This is a genomic window from Amycolatopsis sp. cmx-11-12, assembly GCF_046269425.1.
Taxonomy (GTDB): domain Bacteria; phylum Actinomycetota; class Actinomycetes; order Mycobacteriales; family Pseudonocardiaceae; genus Amycolatopsis.
Window position 1 is genome coordinate 1 of record NZ_JADNQM010000035.1, and the last position, 17,608, is coordinate 17,608.

Consider the following 17,608-nt stretch of genomic DNA (forward strand, 5'->3'; position numbering starts at 1 on the left):
GACCGCAAATCACGCGTCACACCCACAACGGAACGCTACCCCACACCCCGTTACAATCAGCAACACCACCATCACAGTCAGACCGGCAGCTGCTAAGTAAGTGGCATTGCCCTGGGACGGGTGGGGGTCAGGCGCGTTCGGCGTGTTTCACCAGGCGAGCGGACAGAATCGAGATGACCGAGCGCAGTGCGGCGCGGACGGCGACGCCGGTGCCGGGCAGCGGTTCGGTGAACCGGCCGGTCCAGCGCAGCTCTGTGCCGCCGGAAGCGGTCGGCGTGAACAAGACCTCGGCACGGTAGTCCTTCAGCAGTTTGAGGCCCGCGAAGCCGTAGACGTGCTTTCTGTCCTGTTCGTACTCCAGCGTCTCTTCGTGGAGATACACCGGCCACAGGCCGACGGCCCGGACGGCGCCCACCCCGTCCTCGCCCGGTTCCCGCGCCCAGCGCGAGTGGAACACCACCGGCTTCGCCCATTCCGACCACCGGGAACCGTCGGCCTCCAGCGCGAAGAGGGAAGCGGGCGAGGCGCTGCTCGTCCGGTTGATCTCGAAGGAGTAGGTCTTGCCCATGTGGCGACGATAACCGCTTCAGCCGCCGCAGATAAGTCAAGATAGGGGCGTGAGCACGACGCGCCGCGAGATCGCCGCACCACATTGGCTGGTGCAGCTGCTCCGCAGCACGCCGGTTCCCATCCCGTGGAACATGGTCGCCCGTGCGGTCCTCGCGCTCGCCGTCCCGCTGGCCGTCGGTTACGCGCTCGGCGACATCGGCGTCGGCGCGCTCATCTCCACCGGCGCCCTGCCCACCGTCCTGTCCGAATCCGCCGGCCCGTACCGCTACCGCGCCCGACGGCTCGGCGGCGCCACCGCGGCCGCCGCCCTCGGCTACTTCGCCGGACTGATCACCGGCGGCATCCCCGCCGCCTCCATCCCGGCCGTCGTCGGCGTCGCGGCGGTGTCCGCGCTGATCAGCGCGGCAGGCAGCAACGCGTCGGTCGCCGGGCTCCAGATGTTCGTCTTCTGCGTACTCGGCACCGGCCAGCACGTCACCGGCCTGCGCGTCGAAATCCTGCTCGGCTACTTCTGCGTCGGCGCCGCCTGGAGCCTGCTCATCGCGCTCTCCAGCTGGACCTTCCGCGCCACCAGCCCGGAACGCGGCGCCGTCGCCCACGTCTACGTCGAACTCGCCGCGATGCTGTCCGCGACCGACGAAGCCACCTCCCGCGTCGCGCGTCACCAGCTCACGACCGCCATGAACACCGCGTACGACCGGCTGCTCACCGCCCGGTCCTGGCTGTCCGGCCGCGACGCCACCTACCGGCAACTGCTCAACCTGCTGTCGGCCAGCACCCCGGCCGTCGAGGCGTCGGTCGCGATGGTCAACGCGGGCCGCCGCGCCCCGGACGACGTGATCGACCACTTCATCGCGACATCGGCCGCCGTGCTCGCGAACCAGCCGTTGCCGGAACCACCGTCACCGCCCGAGGAGGACGTCGACGCCGTCCTGGCCGCGCTCTACGCCGGGCTCACCCGGATAGGCAAGGGCGACAACCGGAAACGGCGCGAGGTCCAGCCGTGGCACAAGCGCCTCCGAAGCTGGGCGGGTTCGCTCATCTCCGGCCCGCTCACCTGGTTCGCCGCGCTCCGCCTCACGCTGTGCGTCGCGATCGCCGAAGTCGTCGCGCTGTTCGTCCCGTTCGAACGCTCCTACTGGATCACGCTCACCGTCGGCATCGTCCTCAAACCGGACTTCGGCTCGGTGTTCGGCCGCGCGGTGCTGCGCGGGATCGGCACGGTGATCGGCGTGGGCATCGGCGCGGCCGTGCTCGCCGCGGGTGGCGAGGGCTGGCTGCTGGTCCTGCTTATCGCCGTGTTCGCGGGCGGCGTCGCGGTCGGCAAGGTCCGCAACTACGGCATTCTCAGCGCCTTCGTGACACCACTGATCATCCTGCAGATGGACCTCGCCAGCACCGGAAGCTGGGACGTCGTGCTCGCGCGGCTCGTCGACACCGTGCTGGGCTGCGCGATCGTCCTGCTCTTCGGCTACCTGCTCTGGCCGGGCAGCCGCCGCCCGCAGATCGGCGGACGGCTCGCCGAAAGCCTCGACAGCCTGGTGAAGTACGTCGACAAAGGACTCGTGCTCGCGCCGTCGGGCGAAGCACGCCTGGAACGCTCACGTGCCCGCCGTCGCGCTTACCGCGCACTGGCCGACCTGCGGACCGCGTTCCAGCAGGTCGTCGTCGAACCCTCCGCCGCCGGACGGCAGGCCGTCGCCTGGTGGCCGGTGATCGCCGGACTCGAACGCGTCGCCGACGCCGTCACCGAGGTCGGCGTCACCCTCGGCGGCGGCGCCCCCGCACCGTCCGACGCCGACATCGCCCTCCTGACGGCCGCGCTCGCCGAACTCGGTGCCGCCGTCCGCGAAGAACGGGACCCGGCGGAAATGCCGATGCCCGACAACGAGCAACTGTCCGGTGTCGTCGACCAGATCGGCGCCGCCTTCGACGCCGTGCGAGGCCCCGACCTCGTCGAACGCGCGCCGCTGCGCCTGGTCCGGCGGTTCCTGCCGTATCACCGCCGCGCCTGAACGTCAGCCGAACCGGATGTGCTTCACGCTCGTCCACTTGCGACGGACGAAGCCCCGCAGCGCGCTGTCCGTGTTCGGTTCGAGCGACAGTCCCGCCGACTCGGCGATCCGATCGGCGACCTTGGCGACGGTGAGCCGGTCGGTCTGGATGTGCTCGCCGAACTCCGCGCCGCGCAGCCGATCCAGGCAGAGGTCGAGTTTCGACACCGCGAAACTCTCGCGTTTCGGTGGCACACCGCGCACGGAGTGGACGACGCCGCGTTCGCTCAGCCGCCGCAGCACGGTCTCGCGTTCGGCCAGCAGCGCGAAGTGACGGACATCGTGCCCGCGGTCCCGCAGTTCGCCGACGATCTCCTCGAAGTACTTCGGCTCGACCAGCGTCATCGGCACGACCACCACGCCGTCCTGCTCGCGGAGCAGCAGGTCGAGCATCTCGAACACGCCCTGGCGCCACGCGGGCAGATCCTGGAAGTCGCCACGCAGCCCCCGCGGCAGCATCCGGTGCAGGCCGAATCCCGCGACTTCGGGATCACTGAGAACACTGCCGGGAAGGCGACGGCGCACCTCGTGCGCGGTCTGCGTCTTGCCACCGCCGAACGGGCCGTTGATCCAGACAAGCATGCCCCCGACCCTAAGGTGCCCGCTGCTGGAGCCGCACCGGTCCGGGGCCACGACCCTGGAGGGCGTCGTCGGGGTTGAGGAGCAGGCACGCCTTCATCGACAGGCAGCCGCAGCCGATGCAGCCGGTGAGTTCGTGTTCGAGGGACTCGAGGGCGCGGCGGCGTTCCTCCAGTTGTCTCTTCCAGCGCCGGGAGACACGCTGCCAGTCCTGGTGGGTGGGGGCGCGATCGGCGGGGAGGCCGACGAAGACCTCGGCGACGTCCGTCAGCGGAATGTGGAGGCGCTTCGCCACCAGGATCAAGGAGATCCGGCGGAGCATGTGCCGCGAGAAGATCCGCTGATTGCTGCCGGTGCGTTCGCTGAAGATCAGGCCCTTGCGTTCGTAGAAGTGCAAGGCGGAGGCGGGCACGCCGGTCCGGTGGACGACCTCACCGATCGTGAGATGGTCCTCGGGACTGGCGCGCACTTGTCCGCTCCTCGCTCGTTCGGGCCGCCAGTGGTCAGGTGCCGCGACGGGACGTCGCGGCGCGGCGGTGAATCAGGACGGTCACGACGATCGACAGGACCAGGCAGAGCAGGCCGACGCCGAGCTGGGTCAGTTGCCATGACCAGGTGAAGGCGTCCAGTTCCACAGCCTCGGCTCCCTCGGTGAGGCGTCCGGCGCCGACCTTGGCGGCGTGGGCCGGGTCGTCGAGCCTCGCCGTGAGGAGGCCGACGATGGAGGCACTGTACGCGGCGATCACGAGAGCCTCGGCCGCTCCCCGCAGGGTGTTGAGGAAGCCTGCCGCCATGCCGACGGCGTCGGCCGGGACGAGGGCCATGGCCTGGCCGTCGGTGATGCCGAAGGAAGCACCCATGCCCACCCCGATCATCACCAGCGGCGCCGCGACGGCCACGACCGCGTCCTCGGCGTTCAACGTCACCAGCCACAGATTCCCGGCCACGACCAGCACCAGGGCGATCACGATCAGCGGCCGGGCCGGAACGCCCTTGTTCACCAGCGCCACCGCGACCATGGGCATGATCAGCACCGGGGCCGTCAGCAACAGCATCGTCACCCCCGAGGCGGCGGGAGAGAGCCCTGCCGCCGCCTGCAAGTAGGTGGGCAGGAAGACCAGGACGCCGAGGAACCCGACGGACGTGGTCAGGGTCGCCAGGCTCCAGCCGAGGAAACCGCGATTGGCGACCAGTTCGGGTGCCAGTACCGGAGCGGCGCTGCGCCGCTGGACGACGCCGAAGACGACCAGTACGACCACGCCGGCGACCCCGGTGAGCAGGATGACCGGATGGGACCAGCCGAGCGACGGCGCCTCCAGGAGCGCGAACATCAGCAGTGCCAGCGCGGCGACGAACAGGACACTGCCCGCCCAGTCCGCCCGGCCGGTGTCGGTCGCGCGGGACTCGCGGGCACGGGTCCCGCCCAAGGCGACCAGCAGGCCGACGACCGTGAAGACCGCGAAGCTCCCCCTCCATCCGGTGGCACTGATCAGCAGGCCCGACAGGGTGGGGCCGATGGCGATGCCGACCCCGGCCATGGTGCCCATCAGGGCGAAGGCGCGATTGCGGGCCGCCCCGTCGTAGCTGGAGGCGAGGATGGCGCCGCCGGCCGCCATGATCCCGGCGCCGCCGACACCGGAGACGACGCGAGCGACGTCGGTGACGACGATCGCCGGGCTCAGCGCCGTCCCGAGAAATCCGGCCGCGAAGACCAGCGCCGAGCCGACGAACACCCGTCGCCTGCCGATCCGGTCGGCTGCCGATCCCGTGATGAGAGTCATGGCGGCGAAGGCCAGGTTGTAACCGGCCACGACCCAGTTCAACGGGGAGCCGGAGGTATCGAGATCACGGCCGATACTCGGCAGCGCCACCGCGGTCCCCGAGATGGACATCGCCACCAGGACGACGCCGACCAGGACCACCGGAAGGGTCAACGGAGACGGTCGATCCACCGAAGCCTGCTCCGGGGAGGGATTTTCGGTCGTGCTGCCTGCCATGGCTGTTCGCTTTCTCTAGTACCGAAGAAGTCGGCGAGCAGCTCAACACCTCAACTGAAGTTGAGGTCAAACGCGCTGGTAGTGGCGGGCCGCGTCACTGACGAGGGGTACCACCCGGACGGGGGAGGGTGAGCATCGTCTCGAACGAATGTTCGAGAAAGTGACGCATAATCGGGCCATGCTCGACACTGGTGACACGTCGCCGCCGGGGCCGCGTCACCTGCACATGGTCCGGCCCAACCAGCCTGTTTGGGTCGACCTCAAGCTGGTGTACGCGGTCGGCCCGGCGAAGACCCGGCTGCCCGACGGCCTCGACCTGACCGCCATCGTCCCCGGACTGCTGGGGATGTGGCGGGCGACGACGACGGGGCACTGGGTCGGCTGGGTGACCTTCCAGCTCGGCCCGGTCGGCCGGGGCGGGACCACGCATTCGCAATGGGTGCTCGCCGAGGCGCTCCGGCCACGCGAACAGCGGAACGCTTGGTCGGGCAGCTTCCCATCCGAGCGACGCAGGTAGGGCTAACGTGGCGATTCGTTAGTTGGCGACTTAAGTTCGTGCTCAGGTTCCGGTGTTGTGTCACGCTGTTCGGCGCCCAGCCGCCCAGCACGTGTCGCGAAAGCCACTTTCGCGACATCTGACGTCCCGAAAGTGGCTTTCGCGACACATCAGGTCAGGAGCAACGATTCAGCGGCCGTCCGGATTCCAGCATCAATTCACGGCGCGAATTTCTGACGCGCGACACTAACGTGTCGATGCCCTCGTCCCGTCTCATGGACGGTGTTGACCGAGTGCCAGAACGCGGACACTATGGCGGGGTGTCCGTCACCTGGGAGTTCGCGCCCCACCGCACGGTGGGTGAAGGCGTCGCCGCACTGCTCCTACGCCGTGGACGGCTGGGCTCGCCGCCCGCGTAACCGCATTTCCCGCGAAGGCCATCCGCACAGGTGGCCTTCTTCGTCATCCCCGGAAATCGGAAACCCTGGAGCCGAGCATGTCCGTAGAGCTGCCCGACCGTGTCCGCGTCCGCCCGGCGACCGTCCCCGACGGCGGAATCCTCGAAGGGCCGCGCGTGCTGCGGCGCCTGCCGGAGGGCGTCGAAGAACGTCCTTACGAGCTGTTCGCGCTGCGTCCGTTCGGACGCGTGATCGGTGCCGAGATCGGCGGCGTCGACCTCGCCGAACCCCTGACACCCGCGCTCCAGGCCGAGCTGAACCGCGCGTTGCTGGAGTGGAAGGTGCTGTTCTTCCGCGACCAGCGCATCACCTCGGCGCACCAGCGCGCGTTCGCCGCCCACTGGGGCGAGCTGGAGACGAACCCGTTCATCCCGAAGGGGGAAACCGAGGACACCACCCGGTTCACCCGGTCCGCGACCATGCCCGCGTTCGAGAACATCTGGCACGTCGACGTCACGTTCCGGCCCGCGCCGGCGCTCGGCTCGGTGCTGCGGCTGATCGAGGTCCCGCCGGTCGGCGGCGACACGATGTGGGCCGACATGGCCGCCGCCTACGACAACCTGCCGGAAGACGTCCGTGCCCGCATCGACGGGCTGACCGCGGTGCACGACTTCATCCCCGGCTTCGCCCGCTTCTCCGATCCGGACCTGCTCCTGCGCCACCAGGACGCCTTCCCGCCGGTCGAGCACCCGGTCGTCCGCACGCATCCGGAAACCGGGCGGCGCACCCTGTTCGTGAACCAGGCCTTCACGACCCACATCGTCGGGCTCGACCGCGAAGAGAGCGACAGGCTGCTGCGGTACCTCTTCAGCCGCGCGCACGTCCCGGAGTTCCAGGTGCGCTTCAATTGGCGGCCCGGTTCGGTGGCCTTCTGGGACAACCGCGCCACGCAGCACTACGCCGTCAACGACTACCACCCGTACGCGCGAGTGGCCGAGCGCGTCGCCATCGTGGGGGACCGGCCGTTCTGAGCGGTCCCCACGACGGGTGATCGTCGGCGCGGGTTGCCCGGTACCTGTGTGACGATGAGGCCATGGGCATCAACTTCGATGAATTGAAGAACAAGGCCACCGACGCTCTCCGTGAGCACAACGACAAGATCGAGGGCGGCCTGGACAAGGCGGCGGAATTCGCCAAGTCGAAGTTCGGCCACGGCTCCCAGATCGACTCCGGGGTCGACAAGGCGAAGGGGTTCATCAACAAATTCGACGACACCCCGGACAACCCGCCCCAGGACCAGCAGCCGCCGAAACCGCAGCCGCCGAACCAGCAGCCGCCGAAGCCGCAGCCGCCGCAGGGCCAGTAAACCCTCGCGATTCGGCACCTACTTGCGATCCTTGCGCGCGCAACGATCGCAAGTAGGTGCCGAATCGCGTCAGGAGACCTCGCCGATCGCGGTGTCGCCGTCGATCGCCGTGATCCGGCCACCGCGCTCGCCGAGAGCGATCAGGCCATCCCGCGCGTCGGGGGCGGTCAGACTGACGCGCACCCCCGCGCGCTCCGCGTCCTTGGCGGTCGCAAACGCTTGCGCGCCCTCGTGGCCGGCGTTGACCGTCACCGCGAGCCCGCCCGTCGACGCCAGCGAACCCCGTGCGGCACCCAGCCGTCCGAGCGCCTCGTCGACGATCGGGAGCAACGCGTCCCGGTTGCCTTCGGTCATCGCCCGCACCAGCGCCGGGCTCGACCCGGCGACGCGCGTGCCGTCCGTGTAGGACCCGGCGGCCAGTGACATCGCCAGCGGCCCGCCCTGCGCGCCGATCGTGGCCAGGATGGCCGCGAAGATATGCGGCAGATGCGAGATCCGCGCGACCGTCTCGTCATGCGAGTCCGCGGGCAGCGGCACGACGTGCGCGCCGACGTCCAGCACCAGCTGCGCGACCTCGGCCCAAGCGGTCAGATCGGTGTCGTGCTCGACGCCCAGCACCCACGCGGCACCGCCGAACAGTGCCGGGTTGCTCGCCTTCCAGCCCGACGCCGCGGTCCCGGCCATCGGATGCCCGCCGACGAACTTCGCGTACGGCGCGCGGCGCCGGACAGCGTCGAGCACCGGGCCCTTCACGCTGGTGACGTCGGTGAGCACGCAGTGCCCGGCGACCCGCGAAACGGTCCGAAGCACGTCTTCGACCGCGGGCAGTGGCACCGCGAGCACGATCATCGCGTCCCGCTCGGCGGCCTTGCTCAGCGCCGCTTCGACCTGCGTGGTGACGTCGAAACCCGCTCTGCTGGCCGCGTCCGCGTCAGCTTCGGAGGTCGCCGCCCCGAACGTGGTGCGGCCGATCGAGTTCGCCGCGCGCAGCAGCGAACCGCCGATCAACCCGAGCCCGATCACGCATACGTCTCGCACAAGTGTTCATCCTGCCATCTGCGAGCCCACTCGTCAGAGAACAGCGGCCAGGCGCGTTCCCTGATCGATGGCCCGTTTGGCGTCCAGTTCCGCCGCGACGTCGGCGCCGCCGATCAGATGCACCGGCACCCCGGCCGCCCGCAGGCCGTCGGCGAGGTCGCGCACCGGCTCCTGTCCGGCGCAGACGACGACGTTGTCCACCTCGAGCACACGCGGCTTGTCACCCACGGTGATGTGCAGGCCGTCGTCGTCGATCCGGTCGTAGGTGACCCCGGTGAGCTGCTCGACGCGTTTGGCCTTCAGCGCCGCCCGGTGCACCCAGCCGCTGGTCTTGCCCAGCCCCGCGCCGATCCCGGACTTCTTGCGTTGCAGCAGGAAGACCTGCCGCGGTGACGGCTCGACCTTCCGCTCGGTCAGCCCGCCGGCCGCGTGCTCGGGATCGGTGACGCCCCATTCGGCCATCCACGCGTCCAGATCGAGCGCGGGGGAGGTGGTGTGCGTCAGGAACTCGCTGACGTCCACGCCGATCCCGCCCGCGCCGATCACCGCGACCTTCCCGCCCACCGGTTTCCCGTGCTTCACGACGTCCACATAGGACAGCACCTTGGGGTGGTCGATCCCGGGCAGCGACGGCACCCGCGGCGCCACGCCGGTGGCCAGCACGACCTCGTCGAACCCGGCGTCCACGACGTCGGCGGCGGTCACCCGGATGCCGAGGTGCACCTTGACGCCGGTGACCTCCAGTCGTCGCGTGTAGTAGCGGATCGTCTCCGCGAACTCCTCCTTGCCGGGGATCTTCCGCGCGATGCCGAACTGGCCGCCGATCTCGTCGTCGGCCTCGAACAGTTCGACGGCGTGCCCGCGTTCGGCGAGGCTGGTCGCGGCCGCGAGCCCGGCGGGACCCGCGCCGACGACGGCGACGCGTTTGGTCTTGCGCGTGGGCGACAAGGTCAGCGTGGTCTCGTGGCCCGCGCGCGGATTCACCATGCAGGAAACCAGTTTCCGCTTGAACGCGTGGTCGAGGCAGGCCTGGTTGCAGGCGATGCAGGTGTTGATCTCGTCCTCGCGCCCGGTCTCGGCCTTGCGGATCCATTCGGGGTCGGCGAGGAACGGCCGCGCCATCGACACCAGGTCCGCGTCACCACCGGCCAGCGCCTCTTCGGCGACCTCGGGCATGTTGATGCGGTTGGACGTGACGACCGGGATCCCGACGTGCGGTTTGAGTTTCCCGGTCACCCAGGTGAAGGCCGCGCGCGGCACGGACGTCACGATCGTCGGCACCCTCGCCTCGTGCCAGCCGATGCCGGTGTTGATGATCGTCGCGCCCGCCTCCTCGACCTCTTTGGCGAGCGCGACGACGTCTTCCCAGCTCTGGCCGCCTTCGACGAGGTCCAACATGGACAGTCGATAGATGATGATGAAGTCCTCGCCGACCGCTTCACGGGTGCGGCGCACGATCTCGACGGCGATCCTCCGCCGGTTTTCCGCGCTGCCGCCCCATTTGTCGGTGCGCTTGTTGGTCCGTTCGGCGAGGAACTGATTGATGAAGTAGCCCTCGGACCCCATGATCTCGACGCCGTCGTAGCCCGCTTCCTTGGCGAGGAAGGCACAATCGGCGAACGCGCGGATCTGCCTCAGCACGCCGTGCCCGGAAAGGGTCCGTGGCTTGAAGGGGTTGATCGGCGCCTTGATACCCGACGCGGAAACGCTCAGCGGATGGTAGGAATACCGGCCGGCGTGCAGGATCTGCAACGCGATCTTGCCGCCCGCTTCATGCACCGGATCGGTGAGTTGCTTGTGCGCCTTGGCTTCCGCGCGCGTCGAGAGCTTCGACGCCAGCGGCAGGAGCCAGCCGGTCCGGTTCGGCGCGAACCCGCCGGTGACGATCAGCCCGACACCGCCGCGGGCGCGTTCGGCGTAATATTCGGCCAGCTGCGGGAAATGCGCTTCCTTGTCTTCGAGGCCGGTGTGCATCGAGCCCATGATCACCCGGTTGCGCAGGGTGGTGAAGCCGAGATCGAGAGGGGACAGCAGGTTCGGGTACTGGCTCATCGCTGGTCCTTACGCATCGTGGTGGAATGCCTGGAGGACTTCCTCGAGCCACTCGACGTGGCCCTGTTCGGTTCGGATTCCTCCGCGCAGCACGAGGAACTGGTGCAACGACTGTCCACTGAGGACACCGGGGTCGGGGAAGTCGTGCTTCTCGATCAGCAGGTAGGCGTCGAGCCTTGCCGCGTGCGCGTCGCGATGCCGGGTGATCTCGGCGGCGACGGCGCCGGGATCGCCGAGCGTCGCGCCGCGGATCTTGACGGCGAGTTCCCGCGCCGAGGCGGCGGGATCGGGTTCGGCGAGCCAGCGGGCCAGTTCGGCCCGGCCCTCGTCGCCGACGGTGTAGACCTTCTTGTCGGGCTTCCCGGACTGCGCGACGTGGTCGACGGCGACCCAACCGGCGTCCTCCATGCGCTTGAGGACGCGGTAGATCTGCTGGTGGGTGGCGTTCCACCACAGCCCGATGGACTTCTCGAAGCGGCGCGTCAGCTCGTAGCCCGAGCCGGACCGCTCGGACAGCGAAACCAGGATCGCGTGCTCCAATGCCATGCACCTAGTTTCATATGCACCTAGTTGCACTGCAATGCGACACGCGTCACAAGCGCGTGAAGGCCCCCTTCGCGCGGCTGGTCACTCAAAACCATGGCCGAGGGAAGGGGGCCTTCACGCGGAAAACGCTACGGCTTGCGGGCGATACCGCCGATGACGCGGGATTCCGAGGGGGCCGCGGCGAAGACCGTCTTCTCGTCCGGGTGCCACGCCGGCGCGTAGACCAGGCCCGGCTCCAGCAGCGGCCAGCCGCCGAAGAACCGCCGGAACTCGGCCATCGTGCGCAGGAAACCGGGGTTCGTCGTGGTCTCGTAGTACTCGAGGATGTCGAGCAGCGCCTGCCGTTCCTCGTCGTTGGCCGGGTTCTCGTTGGTCATCTGCGAGAGCACCAGCAGTGAGCCGGGCGCGAGCCGGTCGCGGTAGAAGGCCAGCAGCCCGTCCGGGTCCTGCTCGTCCTTGATGAAGTGCATGACCGCGTTGATCACCAGCGCGACGGGCTGCCGGACGTCGATGATGCCGGAGTCCATCACCCGTTCCCAGAGGTCCTCGGGGTCGAACAGGTCCGCGGCGATCGCGTGGTGGCGGTCCGGGTCGGCGGTGTCGGCGAGCAGCAGCGTCGAGTGCGCGAGCGCGATCGGCTCGTTGTCGATGTAGAGGACGTGCGTGTCCTCCTCCGGCCGCGCCTCGTCGGCGACCTCGTGCACGTTGCCCGCGGTCGGCAGGCCGGAGCCGATGTCGACGAACTGCCGGATGCCCAGTTCCGCGCAGTGCCGCACGGCCCTGCCGAGGAACTGCCTGCTGGTCTTGCAGTAGTCACCCATGAGCGGCAGGCGCTCGCGCACCTTCTCGGCGAAAAGGCGGTCGATGGCGTAGTGGGTGTCGCCGCCGATGAAGTAGTCGTAGACCCGGGCCGCGGACGGCCGGTCCAAGCTGTTCTCGACGGCCTTGAGCGCCGCGTCGTGATCGATCATCGTCATCCCTTTGTCCGCGCCGGAAATCTCATGCTAACCGGCCGGGACGTACGCCTCGCGGTAGGCGTTCACGGATTCGGTCAGGCGATCGAGTTCCGCGCGGGTGCGGGCCAGCCCCGCCGCGTCGAGGCCCATCGCGTCGCCGATGATCGCCGGGATCCCGCTCGCGCGGTCCTTGAGCCGGGCGCCGTCCTCGGTCAGGCTGATGCGAACGGACCGTTCGTCGTCGGCCCGCCGGTCACGCCGGACCAGTCCGGCCTTCTCCAGGCGCTTGAGCAGCGGCGACAGCGTGCCGGAGTCGAGGTTCAGCCGGGTGCCGAGTTCCTTGACCAGCCGCTCGTCCTCCTCCCAGAGCGCGAGCATCACCAGGTACTGGGGATAGGTGAGGCCCAGATCGTCGAGCACCACGCGGTAAAGCGCGGTCACCGCGCGCGAAGCCGCGTAGAGCCCGAAGCACAGCTGATCGTCCAGGCGCAGCGATCCGGTGTTGTCCGTCGGCATCGGTCCTCCTTTTCCTCATGGTGCGCCGATCATGCCGCACCACGCCACTTGAGTGGGCTAGATCTCCTTGAGGGCAGTTTAGTTGTGCACAACTAAGTTGCGAGCTACCTTCAAGTCATCACTTCGGACTCCAGGAGGCAGAAATGACCGCCAACCCGCACAAGCTGGCCCTCGAACCGGCCGCGCAGGCCTTCGTCGAGGCCACCGCGAACCCGCCGTTCCTCTTCGAGTTGCCGCCCGCGGAAGGTCGCAAGGCCGTCGACGAGGTCCAGGGTGGCGACGTCGAACTGCCCGCCGCTGACGTCGAGACCACGCACGTCGACGGTGTCGAGGTCCGCGTCGTCCGCCCGCCGGGCGCCACTGGCCCGCTGCCCGTGATCGTCTACATCCACGGCGCCGGCTGGGTTTTCGGGAACTTCCACACGCACGAGCGCCTGGTCCGCGAACTCGCCGTCGGCACCGGCGCGGCCGTCGTGTTCCCCGAATACGACCGCTCGCCGGAGGCGCGCTACCCGGTCGCCATCGAGCAGAACTACGCCGTGGCGAAGTGGGTCGCCGAACACGGCGCCGAGAACGGGTTCGACAGCACGAAGATCGCCATCGCGGGTGACTCCGTCGGGGGGAACATGACCGCGGCGCTCACCCTCATGGCGAAGCAGCGCGGTGACGTCACCTTCCGCCAGCAAGTCCTCTTCTATCCGGTCACCGACGCGAACTTCGACACCGAGTCCTACCGGCAGTTCGCCGACGGTTACTTCCTCGCCCTCGACGGCATGAAGTGGTTCTGGGACCAGTACACGACCGACCCGGCGCAGCGCGCGGAGATCACCGCGTCACCGCTGCGGGCGAGCCTCGACGAGCTGGCCGGTTTGCCGCCCGCCCTGGTGATCACCGGGGAAGCCGACGTCCTGCGCGACGAAGGCGAGGCGTACGCCGCGAAGCTGCGTCAGGCCGGCGTGCCGGTGACGGCCGTGCGGTACCAGGGCATCGTCCACGACTTCGTCATGCTGAACACGCTGCGTGAAACGCATGCCGCGGAAGCGGCGATCAATCAGGCGATCGGGGTACTGCGCACCGCTCTCGCAGGCTGATAGTCCGGGGCACGGTTTGTCCAGGGTGACACGCGTCACCCTGGACAACACTTCCAGGTGGTCGCACGTCTCTTGATCCAGATGTGGGACGTGGGGTGCACGGCCCCGGCCGGGGAGGAAACGATCGCCATGGGACTGGGACTGAGTGCCATCCGGCTCGATTCCACGCTGAACCTCGTCATCGTCGTGGTGCTGACGCTGCTCGCGATCATCGCCGTGCCGTTCCTCTGGGAACGCTGGCGCCGCAAGGTGGTCGGCCGCAGCACCACGATCCTCGTCGCGGTGGTGCTGATCGTGGTCAGCACCGCCATGGGCGGGAACATGATCGGCGGGTTCTTCCCGACCGTCGGCGCCCTGTTCGGCACCGGCGTGTACTCGGGGGAAAGCGTCGACGCCGTCGCGAGCCAGAACGGCTCGGACCTCGACAAACTGCGTGACGCCGGGGCGATGCGCGCCAAGGAGGGCAAGGGCTCCGTCGTGCACATGACGGTGACCGGCAAGCGCACCGGGCTCACTCGCGACGTCTCGGTCTACTTCCCGCCCCAGTACTACGATCCCGCGTACCGGGCGCTCAAGTTCCCGGTCATCGAATGGATCCCGAACTACCCGTCCGGTCCGGAAGTGGTCACCGGCCCGTACGAACTGCCCGCCAGGCTCGACGCGGCCATCGCGAAGCACGTGCTCCCGCCGACCCTGGTGATCATCCCGGATCCGACCGGGAAGCCGAAGGTCGGCCACGACACCGAATGCATCGACCAGGTCAACGGGACCGCCAACGACACCTACCTGAGCGCCGACATCCGCGACTGGGCGATCGAGCGGCTCGGCGCCAATCCGCAACGGAAGGCGTGGACGATGGCGGGCTGGTCCTCGGGCGGGTACTGCGCGATGAACCTGGTGACCCGGCATCCGCAGTGGTACGGCCAGGCGGCGAGCGTCAGCGGGTACTACAAGGCTTCGGTGGACGCGGAGACGGAGAACCTGTTCAAGGGCAGGCAGGACATCGTCGACGCGAACACGATCACGGTGAACATGCAGAAACATCCGTCGCCGGTCGACATCCTCGCGATCGCCGGTGACAAGGAAAGTTTCGAGAGCTTCTCGATCGACCAGCTCCAGGCCGCCGTCCGCGCGCCCGCGACGCTTTCGTCGTGGCGGATCCCGGACGCCGGGCACAACATGAACACCTTCAAGGCGCAGGTTCCCGACGTGCTGGCGTGGATCGGCGCGCGGACCGTGCCGCCGAGCGCGCCGCAGGACAAGAAGATCGTCTCCAACGGCGGTGTCGCCCCGTGGCCGCTGCCCAACACCGGGGCGAAGGGCGCGCTGGTCGACGTCGTCGAGTGAGCTAGCCGCGTTTGGCGCGGTACGCCTTGGGATACAAGCGAAGACGGTCGGGTACCCGTTTCCCGGCCACCCTCGTGACCGCTCCCAATCGCTGGAGGCGGCGCTCGTCCTCGTCTGTCCACTTGAGACTCAATCGCTCGCGTAATGCCTGGGGCAGCAGGCCGATCGCGCAGAGCGTCATCACGTTCCCGCCCGCCGGTCGGACCGGGCGCCACAAGACTTCCGGCAAGAACCACCACGGCGGCGGAGGAGTGTCGCGCATGGTGATCGAGGCGAGCAGTTCTCGTACCGTGTGATTGTCTTCGAGCCGGTTCGTGACGACTTCGTCGAAGTACGCCTCGAACCCTTCGAGGTCGGCGGGCATGTGGTGCTCGCGGAGGCCGAGCAGCAGCCCGAGGCGTCGCCATTCGGTGTAGAAGCGGCGTTTTTCCGTGCGGGACAAAGGATGTACGAAGACTTCCCGCATGCGGACGATCGTCCAGAACGTCGAGCCGTGCACCCACCGGTAGGCCTCTGGGTTCAGTGCGTGATAGCGCTCGCCGTGGTGGTCGACGCCCTTGAAGGCCTTGTGCATCTCGCGGAGCCGTTCCGCCTCCGCGATCGCCGCGCGGCCGCCGAAAACCTGGCACAGCAACGAATCGATGGTCCGGTCGAGGCGGCCCCACGGGTCTTCGGTGTAGTTCGAATGATCGTGGACGCCGGCGCCGACCACCGGATGCGCGACCTGCAACAGCAATGCGGTGCCCGCGCCGAGCAGCAGTCTCCGGTCGCCGACCACTTGCCAGGCAACGGAATCCGGGCCGAGCGGGGTCACGGCGGGCAGGCGGGCTTCGGTGCTCATGACGACCTCCCGGGAGAGTGGCGTACGGCCACTGTCCCACCTTGTTTACGGGTCGTCAATAGGGCTCAGCCGCCTGGCTCCAGCGCCGGGACCAGTGCTTTCACCACCTCGGTCACCCGTTTTCCGCCGCTGGCGTAGGTAGTCGAGGTCGGTTGCGAGGTCAGCACGACGACGATGTGGCGATCGCCGACGACGCCGGAGCTGTGCAGGATCCGGACGCCGCGGCAGCACGCCCAGCCTTGCTTGATCGACCAGGGGAGAGTGCCGACGGCATCGGGAATGCCGAAATACTGGCGAATCCCGTCGGAGCCGCTCTCCGTCGCGCCGCTCAACGCCCGCATGATCGTCGTCCGCGTTCCCGCGCTGGCCTGGTCCAGCACGTAACGGTAGATCTTCGCGATGTCCGCGGCGGTGATCCGGGTGTCACCCCAGCGGCCGGGATCCTCGGGCGGGCGGGTATCGCTGAGGCCGATCCTGGTCGCCCAGCGGGTGACGATGCCCGGTCCGCCGTGGTCGGACCACAGCCTGCTGGCGATGCCGTCGTCGCTGACCGAGAGCATCCGCTGCACGGTGCCCGGAGATCCGCCCGCTTGAAGGGTTTCGAGCGCGATGAGGAGCTTCACGAGTGACGCCGAAGTGTAAGAACGTTCTGCTTTAAGGGAAATCGTGTTCTTCTTGGCGACACGGTCGTAGACGACCACGCTCACCTGACCGTCGGGGACGAGCTCGGCGAGGGTCTTCGGGTCGAGTTCCGTCGACGGCTTGCCGGGCTCGGGAGGCTTCGACGGTTCCGACACGACCGAGGGTTCGGCCTGCTCCGATTCGACGGTCATCGCCACGGCCCCCGACGCCGCGTCGGCGACGACGGTCGTGTCGGACCGCGACGGCGGAACCAGCAGCATCGCGACGATGGCTCCCAGGCACAGCCCCACCAGGAGGAAGACTCCGCTCACCTTGCCCACACGACTTATTGGCCGCATCACTCGTTCGTGTTCGCGGCTGGGCCATTCGTGTGGCGCAGGTCTCGTTTGACAGCGAGTTCAGTGACGACTTGACCGCGCGGTGTCGCCGTGGATCGTCTTTCCGGTTTGCCCGGGAGGTCCCGGGGGTATGTGACTCCCAGCGTGACTTTAAGTGGCCAACTCTGGAAGGCGGAGCAATGGCACGTGTACAACGCGCTCGTATCCGGACGGCGGGGCTCCAGCCCGCGCAAGTCCTCGCCGGGCTGGCGAGCCTGGCCTTCCTGGTGTTCGGGATCGTGGGATTCACCAGGACCGGGTTCGCCAATTTCGTCGGCCGGAACGACGCGACCGTTCTCGGGTTCTCCGTGAACCCTCTCTACAACCTCGGTTTCGTCCTGCTGGGCGCGATCGGTCTGCTGCTGATCTTCGGCTCGGGCCGGTCCCGGGTGTTCGGTCTCTTGACGTTCGCCGCCTTCGGGGCGCTGTTCGTCTGGGGTCTCATGATCGCCGGGACCGTTTCGACGAACCCGGTATCAGAGGCGGGTAACCCGTTCAACCTCAACGGGCCGGACAACTGGCTGCATCTCGGCCTCGCCGCGCTCGGCTTGGTGATCGCGTTCCTGCCCGCGCGGCACAAGGTGCTGCTGCCGGAGGACGAAGAGGAAACCGTGGTGGCGGACCGGGCCGACAGCGCCACGGTCGTCGAACCCGTTCCGGACGATCCGCGACGCCCGAAGCATGAGAAAAACCCGGCCGTCGCTCGTGAAGAGCGACCGCCGGGCCTCGCCCACTAGATCAG

The 17,608-nt window shown here is 68.5% G+C and carries 18 protein-coding genes; 7 read left to right on the plus strand and 11 right to left on the minus strand.

The window, feature by feature from the left end; all coding sequences use genetic code 11:
- Window positions 1–127 precede the first annotated feature (127 nt).
- On the minus strand, window positions 128–568 hold the full coding sequence (locus ACLARN_RS34535; RefSeq protein ID WP_409495671.1) for an SRPBCC family protein: 441 nt from the start codon (window positions 566–568) through the stop codon (window positions 128–130).
- Window positions 569–617: 49 nt separating this feature from the next.
- Between ACLARN_RS34535 and ACLARN_RS34540 the strand changes: the two genes are divergently transcribed.
- A complete protein-coding gene (locus ACLARN_RS34540; protein ID WP_409495672.1) occupies window positions 618–2,585 on the plus strand; it encodes an FUSC family protein in 1,968 nt (655 codons plus the stop codon).
- A gap of 3 nt (window positions 2,586–2,588) precedes the next feature.
- Here the strand turns inward: ACLARN_RS34540 and ACLARN_RS34545 are convergent, their stop codons facing one another.
- Genes ACLARN_RS34545 through ACLARN_RS34555 form a run of 3 tightly spaced genes read right to left on the minus strand, consistent with a single transcriptional unit; the run spans window position 2,589 to window position 5,155 of the window.
- Window positions 2,589–3,206, minus strand: a complete 618-nt coding sequence (locus ACLARN_RS34545; protein WP_409495673.1) for an AAA family ATPase — start codon at window positions 3,204–3,206, stop codon at window positions 2,589–2,591.
- Between the two features lie 10 nt (window positions 3,207–3,216).
- Window positions 3,217–3,672, minus strand: a complete 456-nt coding sequence (gene soxR / locus ACLARN_RS34550) for a redox-sensitive transcriptional activator SoxR (protein WP_409495674.1) — start codon at window positions 3,670–3,672, stop codon at window positions 3,217–3,219.
- Window positions 3,673–3,706: 34 nt separating this feature from the next.
- Window positions 3,707–5,155, minus strand: coding sequence for an MFS transporter (locus tag ACLARN_RS34555; RefSeq protein ID WP_409495675.1), 1,449 nt, complete (start codon window positions 5,153–5,155; stop codon window positions 3,707–3,709).
- Between the two features lie 223 nt (window positions 5,156–5,378).
- Between ACLARN_RS34555 and ACLARN_RS34560 the strand changes: the two genes are divergently transcribed.
- From ACLARN_RS34560 to ACLARN_RS34570, 3 genes are all read left to right on the plus strand, one after another.
- Complete coding sequence (locus tag ACLARN_RS34560) at window positions 5,379–5,717, plus strand: hypothetical protein (RefSeq protein ID WP_409495676.1); 339 nt, start codon at window positions 5,379–5,381, stop codon at window positions 5,715–5,717.
- 475 nt (window positions 5,718–6,192) lie between these two features.
- Window positions 6,193–7,125 carry a TauD/TfdA dioxygenase family protein gene (locus ACLARN_RS34565; protein WP_409495677.1) on the plus strand — a complete coding sequence of 311 codons (933 nt, stop codon included), beginning with the start codon at window positions 6,193–6,195 and terminating at the stop codon, window positions 7,123–7,125.
- 62 nt (window positions 7,126–7,187) lie between these two features.
- Window positions 7,188–7,460 carry an antitoxin gene (locus ACLARN_RS34570; RefSeq protein ID WP_409495678.1) on the plus strand — a complete coding sequence of 91 codons (273 nt, stop codon included), beginning with the start codon at window positions 7,188–7,190 and terminating at the stop codon, window positions 7,458–7,460.
- A 69-nt stretch (window positions 7,461–7,529) separates the two neighbouring features.
- Here ACLARN_RS34570 and ACLARN_RS34575 read toward each other — a convergent pair whose 3' ends face one another.
- The 5 genes from ACLARN_RS34575 to ACLARN_RS34595 all read right to left on the minus strand — a co-directional run bounded on the left by ACLARN_RS34575 (window position 7,530) and on the right by ACLARN_RS34595 (window position 12,568).
- A complete protein-coding gene (locus ACLARN_RS34575) occupies window positions 7,530–8,483 on the minus strand; it encodes a prephenate dehydrogenase (RefSeq protein WP_409495760.1) in 954 nt (317 codons plus the stop codon).
- 48 nt (window positions 8,484–8,531) lie between these two features.
- A complete protein-coding gene (locus tag ACLARN_RS34580) occupies window positions 8,532–10,550 on the minus strand; it encodes an FAD-dependent oxidoreductase (RefSeq protein WP_409495679.1) in 2,019 nt (672 codons plus the stop codon).
- A gap of 9 nt (window positions 10,551–10,559) precedes the next feature.
- The gene (locus ACLARN_RS34585; RefSeq protein WP_409495680.1) at window positions 10,560–11,096 is read right to left on the minus strand and encodes a PadR family transcriptional regulator; all 537 of its coding nucleotides are present in this window, start codon (window positions 11,094–11,096) and stop codon (window positions 10,560–10,562) included.
- A 128-nt stretch (window positions 11,097–11,224) separates the two neighbouring features.
- On the minus strand, window positions 11,225–12,073 hold the full coding sequence (locus ACLARN_RS34590; protein WP_409495681.1) for an SAM-dependent methyltransferase: 849 nt from the start codon (window positions 12,071–12,073) through the stop codon (window positions 11,225–11,227).
- 27 nt (window positions 12,074–12,100) lie between these two features.
- Window positions 12,101–12,568: a MarR family winged helix-turn-helix transcriptional regulator gene (locus ACLARN_RS34595; RefSeq protein ID WP_409495682.1), complete on the minus strand. Its 468-nt coding sequence runs from the start codon at window positions 12,566–12,568 to the stop codon at window positions 12,101–12,103.
- Between the two features lie 143 nt (window positions 12,569–12,711).
- Here ACLARN_RS34595 and ACLARN_RS34600 point away from each other — a divergent pair, with 143 nt between their 5' ends.
- Both ACLARN_RS34600 and ACLARN_RS34605 read left to right on the plus strand, forming a co-directional pair.
- On the plus strand, window positions 12,712–13,659 hold the full coding sequence (locus tag ACLARN_RS34600; protein ID WP_409495683.1) for an alpha/beta hydrolase: 948 nt from the start codon (window positions 12,712–12,714) through the stop codon (window positions 13,657–13,659).
- A 129-nt stretch (window positions 13,660–13,788) separates the two neighbouring features.
- Complete coding sequence (locus tag ACLARN_RS34605; protein WP_409495684.1) at window positions 13,789–15,006, plus strand: alpha/beta hydrolase; 1,218 nt, start codon at window positions 13,789–13,791, stop codon at window positions 15,004–15,006.
- Window position 15,007: 1 nt separating this feature from the next.
- Here ACLARN_RS34605 and ACLARN_RS34610 read toward each other — a convergent pair whose 3' ends face one another.
- Both ACLARN_RS34610 and ACLARN_RS34615 read right to left on the minus strand, forming a co-directional pair.
- Complete coding sequence (locus ACLARN_RS34610; RefSeq protein ID WP_409495685.1) at window positions 15,008–15,847, minus strand: oxygenase MpaB family protein; 840 nt, start codon at window positions 15,845–15,847, stop codon at window positions 15,008–15,010.
- Between the two features lie 65 nt (window positions 15,848–15,912).
- On the minus strand, window positions 15,913–16,809 hold the full coding sequence (locus ACLARN_RS34615) for a hypothetical protein (RefSeq protein ID WP_409495686.1): 897 nt from the start codon (window positions 16,807–16,809) through the stop codon (window positions 15,913–15,915).
- A 197-nt stretch (window positions 16,810–17,006) separates the two neighbouring features.
- Here ACLARN_RS34615 and ACLARN_RS34620 point away from each other — a divergent pair, with 197 nt between their 5' ends.
- Window positions 17,007–17,603 carry a DUF4383 domain-containing protein gene (locus ACLARN_RS34620; protein ID WP_409495687.1) on the plus strand — a complete coding sequence of 199 codons (597 nt, stop codon included), beginning with the start codon at window positions 17,007–17,009 and terminating at the stop codon, window positions 17,601–17,603.
- The last annotated feature ends 5 nt before the right edge of the window (window positions 17,604–17,608 follow it).